The sequence below is a fragment of the Ruegeria sp. HKCCD6119 genome (genome assembly GCF_013110585.1).
Classification (GTDB): domain Bacteria; phylum Pseudomonadota; class Alphaproteobacteria; order Rhodobacterales; family Rhodobacteraceae; genus Ruegeria.
The window spans coordinates 529061-541030 of the sequence record NZ_WVQV01000002.1 but is presented as its reverse complement, the minus strand read 5'-3'; the positions used below and the strand labels follow the sequence as shown (position 1 = coordinate 541030).

The following is an 11970-nucleotide window of genomic DNA, read 5'->3' as shown; positions in this document are numbered from 1 at the left end:
GCAGTTTGGTATTCATGCCGCCCTTGGTTCGGCCCCCTCTCGGCAGCATCCTTCGAATGCGCCTGCCGTGCAGTGAATCAGACGGCCACGCCCCCTTTTTCGCGACCATGCTGGTCGCGGTACGATGTGCTTTCAGATAGGTCGCGTCCACTGCCTGACAGTTGATTGCAACGCAATCAAAGAAAGGGGATCATCACGGTCTTTTCCTCGCCGTGTTCGGCTGCCAAGCCGACCATCATCCGAGCGAAGATACCTTTCTCACTCCAACGCTTCCACCGGCTATAAAGCGTCTTGTGCGGTCCGTATTCTTTGGGAGCGTCACGCCACCGCAACCCATTGCGATTGATGAAGATAATCCCGCTCAGCACCCTCTTGTCATCGACCCGTGGCTTGCCATGCGACCGCAGAAAGAAAGGGGAAAGTTTGGCCATCTGCTCGTCAGTCAGCCAGAGAAGGTCACTTATATCACCGCTCCGTTTTTCGAGCCGTGAATCATGCAGCGCTCTGAAAATCAATGCATCCTGACCTTAGGCATCGGTGACGTCTATGCCCAGCCCAAGCAGTGTTTCGAGATCATCAAGGCCGCTCTCGAACATGTCGGGTCCGGCCTGCAGGACATCGAGCTAACCCGTGTTATCCTGACGGACATCAACAACTGGAAGGACGCGATCGAGGCCCGCAAACTGTACTGCCGCGACGCTCGACGCGATCTCGCTGCCAGCGCCCGCGCCCCGGGAAACATGCACTGCTATGAGTGGATCGAAGCGTCGGCCCAATCCATGCCCCTCGACGACGGCGAGTTCGATCTGGCTTTCTGCCATCACGGCCTGCAGCTCTTTCCGGACAAGACAGCGGCCCTCAGCGAAATCCGCAGAGCGCTGAAGCCCGGTGCATTGTTGGTTGTGACGTGCTGGAAAGCCATCCCACCCCTTTTCGCGCCAAACCAGTTAGATCATGCTCATGCTGCGAAAGGAAAAGCAGATGAGAAACACCATCACAGGGTCGGTCGAAGAGAAAGATCCAGATTTGCGACCGAATGTCCGCTTCTGTAACGCTTTAGTGGTGACCCTGCGGTCGCATCGAACTTCCGCTTCCCGCCAAAAACGACAATTGTTGCGCTCGTTACCTCAGTCGTCTTTGGGGCTTGGAGCGGTCGTTTGCTGAACTCTGCTTGAGTGTCTGCTTTAGTGTTTTATCGACATCCTGTGATATGACACTGTGCGCGATGCCTGGCTCGAAATCGAACTTAGTGTGGTATATATCTCGGTAATATTTCTTTTTACCTAAATTTAACAGTATCTTGCAGGCTTAGTTATACTGGCTTCGTCTCCGCCATCCAACTTTCTTTTTCTTTCCGTCCGGTGGAATGCGGCTCGAAGCTGGCTGGGCCCGTGATATCCTGTCTTGCATTGGATTCCGAAATTTCTCGAAAGATCGGAATGCGGCGGCGGGGCCTGGTGTCCAGCGCGATCGAAGCCTTTTCTACCCTGGACATTCTCAAAGTGTTGCAGAACAGGGCAAAAAGCCTGTCGGAATGACCGGTCACGATCCGGTAACGGCTTCGTGCGAATCGTTGTCTCCGTCGATCGGGAGAGCAACATGCCGCAACATACCATTCCGTCTGAACCCTGGCAGGACCTGGAAAAGCCCAATCGTGGATTGAACCGGGATCAGTGTCTTTCGAACGCGCCGATTGGTGCCAGAGACAGGGCAGCCGCCGAACATAACGGCGAAGCAGACCTGTTTGCCGGGACTTGGCCCACGAGCTTTTCGAAGGGCTTGCGGCATGACGAAAATGGTATTGTCGACGCGCAGGTTTATACCGAGTTTCTGGAAGAAGTGGCTGACCCAACCGGCACCGACAATCATGGAAACAGGCTGACGCTGTTTGACACGCCAGCCTATTCCGGGCCCTTCCGCACCGCGCCATCAGAGGGTGGTGAATTTAGATGGCGTGCGTGGGAAGGGCCGATCCTGGGTCATCGGTTGGGGTTCAATGGATTGGACGCCGGCGGTTTGGGTATCGCTCCGGCGCCCAGGCTTGGGTCAGATGAACTGGCGGCAGAGATGGCTGAACTCTATGCGATGGCCTGTCTGCGGGATGTGCCCTTCGAAACCATTCGGGATGGTGCCGAGGGAACCGACAAGGTGCTTGGCGCCCTGGGCCGGTTGGAGTGGTTCCGCAAAGACGGTCGCCCAAAGGATGCCAGCGGTGCCGAGATCGGGAAAGTACCGGCGGCGCGCCAGGTTCGAGATGGCGAAGGTCTGTCTTCGCGAACTTTGTTCCGCGGCTCGAGCCAAGGCTGTTCGGAAGGGCCTTACATGTCGCAGTTCCTTTTGCAGGGGTACGGCCCGCTGACGTCAGACGCGGCGCATGTGCAAGGGCGGTGGTTGGAAAAAACAACAACACCACGGACAATGCCGTTTGGTTCATTTCGGCTTGACCAAAGGGTTGTACCTCAGGCTGTTGGCGTGGACTATTTGCGGGACTGGGCCGAGTGGCTGGACGTTCAGAACGGGGCGGACGCGACCGGCGAACAAGCCTTTGAGGCCTGTGGCCCGAAGTTTATTGAAACACCTCGCGACCTTGCTACCTATGTGCATTTCGACTCGATCTATCAGGCTTTTTTCAATGCCTGCCTGTTGATGTTGGGCAGAGGGTTTCAAGCAGATGACGGTCTGCCCGATGTCTGGAATTCCCGTGCGGAGGATAGTGGGGCCCATTGGGGCGGATCACACGCGCTGTCAATGCTGGCAGAAACTGCGACCAGGGCAATGCGGTCCGTGCGACGCCAGACCTTTCAGGTGCACAACCGCGCCCGCCCTGAAAAGCTGGGCAGCGTTGCAACTTTGGTGGCGAATGGTCATGGCGCGGTGCTTGGGGCAGCGGAACCGTTTGCCGCAGCCCATCTTGAGAAATTGGAAAGCGCCGCCTGCGAAGATTTCAGTCTTGTGGAAGCCATTGCCGCCGCGCCGGCCACCAAGCGGTTCGCCCACAACGCGGTTTCTCATAAAGGGCTGCCACAAATCGATCGCAACCTGCTTTTGCCTGTTGCTTATCCCGAGGGCTCGCCAATGCAGCCGTCCTACGGGGCGGCGCATGGCGCAGTTGCCGGGGCGTGCGCGACGCTGCTCAAGGCGTTCTTCAGAACACATGCGCTGGACGGGTCCAGGGTAACTTTGGCAGAGGCGGGTATGGAGCGCGTCTTTGTTCCGGCTCCGGGTGGCAGGACATTGGTTGAGTCCGTGCAGCCAGAGGACAACGCAGCGAAGCTTACGCTGAATGGCGAGCTGAACAAGTTGGCTGCGAATATCGCGATCGGGCGCAATTTTGCAGGGGTACATTTCTACAGCGACTATTTCGACAGTATCCGAATGGGTGAACGCGTTGCGGTGGGCATTCTGGCCGAACAGATGGCGAATTTCCGGGGGGCCGCGAAAATGTCGCTTGAAACATTTGATGGAGATCGCCTCAACATCGTTGGCGGTCGTTCTTGCGGTAGCGAAATCCACATTGTGAACAGTACGCCCGAATTGTGGTGGACCCGTCATTTGCCTGAACAGGCGGGGTGGGCATGATGAAGCTATCAGGCCCCATGACAGGTCGATTTCCATGATGCTTCCTTGTTCGTCACCGGTGGCGATCGCCCTGTCGGAATTGAAACCCCGCGGGCATCGACCTCTGACTTTCCATTCTAGTGTCTCTGAAGCCCAACGGTGTTCTTTGATGTCTGTATTCCAATCGCCGGGACTTGCTGATCAAGGCGTGAACGAAGCCACCCGGTCAGCGTGGAATTCAAGCATTCAGAACATATTCGACGTGCAAGGTGTCAGCCCGTTTCTGGTCATGGATCCGCGTGACATAGAGGCGGGCCAGCCTTCGAATGGGTTCAGATGGCGCGCCGATCCCCGGGAACCGCGGGACTGTCTGGGCGATGAGCTGGCGGCGCGCGTGTGTGACCAAGGCTGGCCCGGCAGGGTTGAGCTGCACAATGAATATCTTGAATACACGTTGGTAATGCGACCCGATGCCGGTGGCAGACTGCGCCCGAAGCGTTTTGTGGCCACTACCGAGTTTGTGGAGTGGTGGCAGTTCATGGCGGTGTTCGATCTAGATCACTTCCTGTCGGTGGTCGCATCGGTGACCGGGCGCTTCTACTCCTGCACGGACCTGCTTGAAGTCTCACGGTCGGTATGGACATCGATGGATGTGTCCGAGCGTGCGGCCCGCTTTCACAAAAGGCTGGTGGGCAATGATGACGCGCATCCGCCGGAACATCCGTTGAATATCCAGCATGCCCTGTTTCTGGCCAAGGGCTCGAACCGTTTGACCGATCTGATCCAGACCATGCATTTTTCTTCCTTCCCGTATCTCGTGAAGGACGGCGAGAGCAGGCGGCGCGCCCGGCTTGAAGAAGTTCTTGATTTCGCGAACCGGCAGGATCTGTACTGCGGGCATGCAGGGATCCGCCTGGTGAGCGATACGCTTGAACTGGCCGCGGGGAACTGTGGCAAGTCACCGGCGGGCCGGGCGATGGCATTCTCAGATCCGCTTGGGCTGTATATTCAGGCATTCCATACATCAGAACTGTTTGTGGGTGCGGGCGGGGTGCCTCGGGGCTGGGTCCGGTTCAGGCGCGGTGCGCCGGGAATGCACATGCGACTTGAATTCGGACCTGCCGACGACGATCCCCGGTTTCTGGATGATATCACGCTGGGAACAGGCCCTTCGGCGCGCCCTGTCTCGGGCTATGCTCTGGCCAGCCTGATCGAGGTCGGACCGATGATCACAGTTGCCGCCAGGCCGCGCGTGATCACCCGTGTCGAATTTGTTGAAATTCCGCATGTTGATCCGGGGCGGGTTGTCCGCAGCCTGCCCGAGACCGAACGTTGCGGGCAGCTTTTGGAATTCGCGGACCGTTGCAAGGCAAAGACCAACGGCGACACGACACGCTTTCGCAGAGACGGATCCTGACAGGTGCTCAAACTGCTACGGCTTTGACCACCGGAAGGGGAATTTCAGGTGCCGTCATGTCAAAAACCGCAACCGGACGACCGAGGGCACGGCTTGCCGCTGTCAATACCGTCGTCAGCGACGGGTTCGGGCTGTCCCACGCCTGCACGTCGTACAACCGCGTCGGAGCAACAGGCCGGTCATTCTGCGCGCCACGATAAAGCCGGAACAGACGGGCCTGTTCGGCATCCATGCCGTGATCCGTTACACCGTTGTGTTCAAGCATCACCATGTTGCGCCAAGACACCACCGCCTCGGATGCTGCGTGCCATATGCCCTGCGCCAGATTTGCGGAAAGCGCCGATCCATAGGTCGGCCTGCCGCCATCCGCATCTGCGCAGACCGCGCGCAGCAGAAGGCCGACGCCCGGAACTTCGAGGATGTGAAGGCTCAGTTGCCGCAGCTGGACGTGCAGCCACTGCGTCAAATCACGGGGCAGGACCGTGTCCGGCGCCAGGTGGTCAAACCCCTGCGATCCAAGAGCGTGTTCCAAACACTCCAGCGCCGCCCACAGCGCAGCGGCTTCATGTGTCGGGCCAGTCGCGGCACCTTTCGAAGTGACCTTTCCGTCACTGCCTGGAACACCCAGTGCAAGCGCGTCGTTTGGCATCACATGGGATGCGCCATCCGACGCAATCAGGCTTTCGCGGGTTTGTGGTGCTTCGGCACTGTATTGCAAGGCATAGCGCTCAATCGCTTCGAACCCGGCCAGCCGCGCCGCCTCTTCCGGTGTACGGCCGGTGCCGAAAGACACGCGATGGCCCATCCCGCCCTTGGGCGGCAGAGCTCCGTCGCGCAGCTCGATCAAGCGAAAAGCCGCGTGGATCGGCGCAGCTTTCGGGAATTCGGCAAACGAGGGTTTGGAAATTAGCCGAGCAGTTTCAGCGCGTTCAATCAACGTGTCGGTCATTTTCATTTCCGGATAAGCATATAACGGGGTATACAAGCGGGCATTGTTGTTTGAGAAGGAGATTTTACATGGCTCGTTTGACAATCAACCCGAATTATTCGTTGAAAGACTTGGGGTGCGAAGTTCTGAATGCCGCGCGCGGCCGTGCGCTGGGGTCGCAAGATGATCAGGACGCGGCGGAACGCAAAATTCAAGAAATCCTCGCGGACAGTGGTAACCCTGAGGTCAGGTTTGTCTATGATACCAAGGATCTGGTTCATATCGTTGTTCCGGACCTGAGTGACAAAAAGCCGGATCCGAACCCCGATCACGAGTCATGGTGCTGCAAACTGGCCTATGAAGCGATGGGTGGTATCGTCATATTTGGATGCAGCGGTTAACGACAACCCCCGAACGTTTCTTGAGGGCTGTAAGTGACTGAGGCAATAACCAAGGTTTTTTTGACCGGACCGTTTCAGATTATCCGTGACGACGGTCAGGATGTGACGCCTCGGGGCACCAAAGCGAAAGCTCTTCTTGCTTTGGTGCTTCTGTCAAAAAACGCGATACGCAGCAGGGCTTGGTTGCAGGACAAGCTCTGGAGCGAGAGTTCGCCCGCACAAGGCGCGGCGTCGCTGCGCAAAGAGCTGAGTGTTCTCAGCAAGCACTTTTCCAAGCACAAACTTGATTTTCTTGAAGTCACACGTGAAACGGTGTCGATCAATCTGACAGCTGTCGAGGTTGATCTGTTTGACGAGCAGCTTAGTTCCGATCGGGCTGAATTGCTTGAAGGGTTGGACGTTGCCGACCCCGAGTTCGAGGCGTGGCTGACGGTTGAACGGCAGGCCTATTGGGACATCGATACAGACTCAGACGGACCGGTTCTGGTTGGCCGCGGTTTGCCGGTGCATTGGGGGCGCTTGCGTCCAGCGGTTGTGGTTGAGCCTTTTGAGGTTGTCGGGGAAACGCCGGATATCAGCATTGCTGCCTCCTCAATACGAGACGAACTCATGTTTCTTCTGGGCACAATGTCCGACGTGATCGAACTGCGTGACGCGCGCAGGCAGGAAGGCGCGGTTGAAGGTTATGTTCTCAGCGGCAGCGTGGTTGGCGCGGAAGGTCTGCGGGTGGCCGCTCAATTGACGTCAACCGCGGATCAGGTGTGCCTTTGGACACAGCGGTTCCGCTTTCGTGCGAAGGAAACATTCGACGCGGTCGAAGAAATCGCCATGAAGGTTGTCGAGGCGCTCCAACTGCGATTGCGTGACGGGTATTGGTCAGAAATCTGGTCTGGTCGTGCCACTTCGACCGAGGCCTGGTCTGCGTTCCAGAAAGCGCGCATATTGGAAAGTCAGGCAACGGAAGACGGGTTGCAGGATGCCATCCGTCAATACCGCGCCTGTCTCGAGTTTGACCCCGGATACCTGCCGGCCCGTGTGGCGATCGGTTTCTGTCATTTGGACATGATCCGCCTGGGCATGGATGCAAACCCGGCCGAGACGCTGGCAATGGTCGAGGCCGAATGCAAACAGTTGCGCACTCTGAACCCGACTGACCCGTATTGCTCGGCCCTCCATGCTTTTACCCACAGTGTTGCCGGCAACACGTCAGAGGCTTGCAGCTTGATGCTTGCCGTCGTGGAACGTTTCAGCGGAAGCCCGGAACTGTTGGGATATTACGGCATCCTGTTGGTGTATGATGACCGGGCCGAAGAAGGCGTTTTGGTCTGCAAGAAAGCGTTGGCGTTGACGCCGCATCCGCCCATTTGGATCGAAGCAAATCTGGCAATCGCAATGATGATAACCGGGGACAAGGCCGCGTGGCAGCATGCCCATAACGTGTTGCGGGTTGACCCCGGACGCGTTCGCCCCAGGGTCGTACTGTGCATGCTGTCCGTCGCCGCCGGGAACCATTCCCTGGCGCGTCGACATGCCCGGCAGATTCTGGAATTGCAGCCGGGCTTTACGGCCGAACGCTGGGCCTGGCCCGGCTGTTTCAAGAACCGGCAACACTACGAGAAAGGCGTGCGGCTGTTGTCGGCGGCTGGTCTGTGACGGGTCGTCAGGTTTCTTCCAGCACCTTGCGGGCCACGCGAAAACACTCCAGCGCCTGAGGAACACCGCAATATATCCCGACCACGTGGATGATGGCGCGGATTTCTTCCTTTGAAACCCCGTTGTTGATAGCGCCCCGGCAGTGGATTTCCCATTCATGCATCTTGCCCAGCGCACCGATCATCGACAGGTTCATCATCGACCGGGTCTTGGCGTCGATCACGTCGTCGCCCCAGCCAAACCCCCAGCACCAGGCCGTCATGGCTTCTTGAAACGGGCGGGTGAAGTCGTCGGCGGCAGCAAGGTTTTTTTCCACATACTCTGCGCCCAGCGTGTTCTTCCTTTGCTCCAGTCCTTTCAGAAACAGGTCTTCGTCGAAAATGTCGGCCATTGCGGGTCTCCGGTGTGTCAGTGTGTCAGGCGGTGTTTGTAAAGGTGATCGTAATGCGGTTTCATCCTGCGGTGCACCTGTTTCACACGGTCTGGCGCGTCCGCGATGTCGATATGCGTGCGGGTCTGCGGCGCAAGCCCGGTCGATTTCGCCAGGTTGCCATGGAACGACCCGCCGTCCCACCAGCTGAGGGCGGACGGATCACCGCCCGGTTCCCATGTCAGCGCCTCCTGAATGAATGGGATTCCCACCGCGTCACAGAAGGCCCGGGTCATGCCATGTGGGTCTTCCAGCAGGTCATCGCTGTCAATGACTGGCGGCGGAGTTCCGTTCAACGCCGTCAACAGATCGAACAGCGCGCGCTGTTCGGGAAAGCCAACCTCGCCTTCGGCAAAGTCCGGCCATTGTTTGTACATCGAAGTAATGGTCTTGGCCGGGTCCCGGATCAGGAAGGCGTGGGTGAAATGCGACAGAAACTCGGCATCCCACATGTGGTTGATGTAATGCGGAAAATCCTTGAGAAAGACCGGCCCCCGTTTCGCCCGCTGCTGAATGTCCAGCCACACGCTGTCCAGTGTCAGGCCCGGTGTTGTCACATCACCCGGTTGGAACCGATGCCAAAGCGGGTCTTCACCCTGATACCACGCCTCGCCAAAAGGCTCGTGCAGGCAGTCGAGATCACCGCGTTGCCGCATCATCCACTCGAACGCGGTTGACGTGGATCTGGGCACGGCCCAGAGCGCGAGGATTTTGTGCATGGTTATGGCCTCTCGAACAACTCAAGACGTTTCAGCAATTGCCCGTGCGGTTTGTCGGGTGCGATACCGAGGGATTTGAAGATGCGCCAGTAAAGCGCGATGTCGTGGCCGATCACCGGTTTGCCCAGCGTGTCTTCAAGCGTATCGGCCAGATGCAGCGGGCGCTGGGGCAAGCCACCGGGACCTGTGCGGAAATTGCACATGCCATTGATCAGGATCGCTTCGGCCCGAGGTGCCTTGTCGGCCACATATTCAAAGCTTTTCAGTGCCAGATCGCCGTCAAAGACCCAGCGAAAGGAATTGACGTCTTCCTGACTGTCGAACCAGCCCTGATCGTGGAAATTCCCGGCCCAGACCACATCAAACCCGGCTTCTTTCAAGAAGCCGACCGTGCCCTGCCACCATTCCGGCCAATGATAGGCGGCGTTCAGGGCAACCTTTTCGACATTCAGGTCACGCAATGCCTCGACCATGGCATATCCCGCCATGTGAAAGCGGGTGCCATATTTGTCTGACAGGCCTTCGCAGTGTTGCCGAACGCCTTCCACGCCCAGCCCGCAGGCATGGACCCAATTCGAACCGACCTGACCGCAGACATCCACACCGTTGCGAGACATACAGTGCACGAAGTCTTCGAGCATGCCAAAGTTCTGTCTCCGCTGATCCAACCCGTGCACGTAGTCTGGCACATGCAGCATCCACCCGTGAACGCCCACCGTTTCGGGGCACATGCGCAGGAAATCCGAGGGCGCGGCGTCAAAATCGAACGGCGGGCAGGTGAACCCGACCTGATGGGGGAACAGTTTGTGTTCCGGGCGCCAGACTTCAGGCATCAGCATCAGCGTGCTACCTCGGCCACTAATCCACAGCCTCGCGCATCCATTGCTGAAGCCGCGCGATGGAATGTTCCGACATCACCCCGCAGCCCGGATCCAGAACAAGCGGTCCGGGGCGATAGCCCCGCGACTTGAGCCCGCGATGAACGGATTCCACAAGGCGGATGTCTTCCTCGACCGTCGTTTCGCGGTCTTGGACCGCCAGTTGCCGGATAACCGCACTGTCCGAGCCTCCCTCGGTGTACCAGCCGCGCCAGACGGTGCAGTGATCGGCATCAACCGCGCGCCAGTGATAGGTGTTCAGCACGTTGCCGGGATAACACTGGAACGAGAACATCGGCCACAGGAACCACGATTGGTAATCGCCCGCGTGCGGTACCGACAGGTCGATGGGATAGGTCATCTTGTCGAGGCTCTGGCATTCCGTTGTGTGACGCAGGACGTAGCCGCCGCCCGCGTCCGGCTGAATGTCATAGGTTTCGGGCTTAACCACACCTTCGGCAAAGGTCGGGTGGTTGGTCGGGCAATGGTAGCATTCCGAGTAGTTCTCGACACTGACCTTCCAGTTGCAGTTTTCGGGGATCTCGACCCATTCCAGCGGTTCCAGATCGTCGATATGCGGGACGAATGCGCGGATTTCCTCGCGCACACCGGGGTACCATTCATCCATTGGCGCGGCGTTGTCGTCGAGGTTGACGAAAATGAAACCGTTGAACAATTCGGTGCGCACCGAGGTCAGGCAAATAGCGCTGCGGTCGAACCCGGGGACGGATTTGATGTTGGGTCCGGCGCGCAAGTGACCGGACAGCTCATAAGTCCAGGCGTGGTAGGGGCAGACGACGACACGCGTGTTGCCCGCGCCGGTGACCATTTCATGCGCGCGATGCTGGCAGACGTTATAGAAGGTGCGGATTTCGCCGTCGCGGCCGCGAATGCAGAACAGGTTCTGGCCGGCGATCTCAAACGCAAAGTAATCCCCCGTTTCCCGGACCTGCGCGATATGGCCCGCAAACTGCCACGTTCGGGCCAGAAGCCCCTGCATTTCCTGCTCAAAAATCGCAGGGTCGGTATAGTATCGCGCGTCCAGTGAGTGGGTCAGGGGTGCGTTCATTCGGGCTCCTCCGCGTAGAGGCCAAGTTGGTGTCTGCGTTGGTGAAACCGTTCCACCCGCTCGACGATCTCATCGCTGGACACTGCGATCACGAAGGACAGCAGCGTTTCCAGCAAGGCAATCGTCGAAACGGATGACGGAAAGAACTGCGGCGTGTCGGCGGCGACGACAAAGCCGTGGTGGGCGTTTAGGATCACCGGGCTTGCCGGGCTGTCGGAAATACCGATGACGGTCAGACCCTGTTGCCGAGCCAGCTTGATCGCCTCGATGACTTCGGTGCGATAGGGGTGGCAGGTGATCGCGATCAGTACGTCCTGCTCATCGGCCCAGGCCAGATCATCGACCGGGTTCGAGCCGGGGCGGGGAATGGCGTGAAACTGCTTCATCCCGGTCGACGCAAGATAGGTGAAATTGCGCGCGTTCGCGTTGTTGACGCCAACGCCCAGCGTGAATATCTGGCGGCAGTTCCAGATAACCTCGGCGGCGGCCTTCAGGGTCGCAGCGTCGATTCCGGCAAAGGTTTCTTCGATATTACGGATCGCCGCGCCCACCATATCGGCATAAAGCCCACCCAGTTCCCCTGACTTGCCAATGTCCTGCAACCAACGCGCGCGGTCTGGAAACGACACGTTGCCCCGTCGAATCGATTCGCGGAAGGGGGCCCGGAAATCTTCGTACCCTTCGAAGCCCACCTGCCGGGCCATGCGCACGAAAGTATTGGGTTTGACCTTGGCCGCCTCGGCAATCTCGCGCACGGTTGAAACCCCAACATCCGTTGGGTTTTCCAGAACGTAACGCGCGGCTTTCTGCGCCTCGGGGGTAAGGGCTTCCCACTCCTGGCTCAGGCGGTCCAGAACGGTTGATGATACATTTGTGTCATTCATGATTGACGATGGTACATTTGTGGAATTAGCCTG

Annotated in this window: 11 protein-coding genes and 1 pseudogene; 5 read left to right on the top strand and 7 right to left on the bottom strand. The window is 58.4% G+C overall.

Translation table 11 applies throughout. From position 1 onward, the window contains the following. A pseudogene (locus tag GS611_RS09965) lies at positions 1-464 on the bottom strand (transposase); the annotation flags it as partial. A gap of 30 nt (positions 465-494) precedes the next feature. On the opposite strand from GS611_RS09965, the gene GS611_RS09960 reads away from it, so the two are divergent. The 3 genes from GS611_RS09960 to GS611_RS09950 all read left to right on the top strand — a co-directional run bounded on the left by GS611_RS09960 (position 495) and on the right by GS611_RS09950 (position 4975). After that, positions 495-1052 (top strand): methyltransferase domain-containing protein, encoded by a 558-nt coding sequence (locus GS611_RS09960; RefSeq protein ID WP_171635133.1) that lies wholly within the window; start codon positions 495-497, stop codon positions 1050-1052. 547 nt (positions 1053-1599) lie between these two features. Continuing rightward, on the top strand, positions 1600-3579 hold the full coding sequence (locus GS611_RS09955; protein ID WP_171635131.1) for a hypothetical protein: 1980 nt from the start codon (positions 1600-1602) through the stop codon (positions 3577-3579). Positions 3580-3727: 148 nt separating this feature from the next. Further along, positions 3728-4975, top strand: a complete 1248-nt coding sequence (locus GS611_RS09950; protein ID WP_171635129.1) for a hypothetical protein — start codon at positions 3728-3730, stop codon at positions 4973-4975. A gap of 7 nt (positions 4976-4982) precedes the next feature. Here GS611_RS09950 and GS611_RS09945 read toward each other — a convergent pair whose 3' ends face one another. Beyond that, on the bottom strand, positions 4983-5924 hold the full coding sequence (locus GS611_RS09945) for a YcaO-like family protein (protein ID WP_171635128.1): 942 nt from the start codon (positions 5922-5924) through the stop codon (positions 4983-4985). A gap of 68 nt (positions 5925-5992) precedes the next feature. Here GS611_RS09945 and GS611_RS09940 point away from each other — a divergent pair, with 68 nt between their 5' ends. Both GS611_RS09940 and GS611_RS09935 read left to right on the top strand, forming a co-directional pair. Next, complete coding sequence (locus GS611_RS09940; RefSeq protein ID WP_171171326.1) at positions 5993-6304, top strand: hypothetical protein; 312 nt, start codon at positions 5993-5995, stop codon at positions 6302-6304. A gap of 33 nt (positions 6305-6337) precedes the next feature. Continuing rightward, entirely contained in the window at positions 6338-7957 is a 1620-nt protein-coding gene (locus GS611_RS09935; RefSeq protein WP_171635127.1) for a hypothetical protein, read from the top strand. Between the two features lie 7 nt (positions 7958-7964). Here GS611_RS09935 and GS611_RS09930 read toward each other — a convergent pair whose 3' ends face one another. Genes GS611_RS09930 through GS611_RS09910 form a run of 5 tightly spaced genes read right to left on the bottom strand, consistent with a single transcriptional unit; the run spans position 7965 to position 11937 of the window. Beyond that, positions 7965-8348, bottom strand: a complete 384-nt coding sequence (locus tag GS611_RS09930; protein ID WP_152456719.1) for a carboxymuconolactone decarboxylase family protein — start codon at positions 8346-8348, stop codon at positions 7965-7967. Positions 8349-8365: 17 nt separating this feature from the next. Next, a complete protein-coding gene (locus tag GS611_RS09925) occupies positions 8366-9106 on the bottom strand; it encodes a sulfotransferase family protein (RefSeq protein ID WP_171635126.1) in 741 nt (246 codons plus the stop codon). 2 nt (positions 9107-9108) lie between these two features. Continuing rightward, complete coding sequence (locus GS611_RS09920) at positions 9109-9945, bottom strand: hypothetical protein (RefSeq protein ID WP_171635125.1); 837 nt, start codon at positions 9943-9945, stop codon at positions 9109-9111. 19 nt (positions 9946-9964) lie between these two features. Then, positions 9965-11053 (bottom strand): aromatic ring-hydroxylating dioxygenase subunit alpha, encoded by a 1089-nt coding sequence (locus GS611_RS09915; RefSeq protein ID WP_171635124.1) that lies wholly within the window; start codon positions 11051-11053, stop codon positions 9965-9967. Then, positions 11050-11937 (bottom strand): MurR/RpiR family transcriptional regulator, encoded by an 888-nt coding sequence (locus GS611_RS09910; RefSeq protein ID WP_171635121.1) that lies wholly within the window; start codon positions 11935-11937, stop codon positions 11050-11052. Before GS611_RS09910 ends, GS611_RS09915 begins: the two co-directional genes overlap by 4 nt. Between the last annotated feature and the right edge of the window lie 33 nt (positions 11938-11970).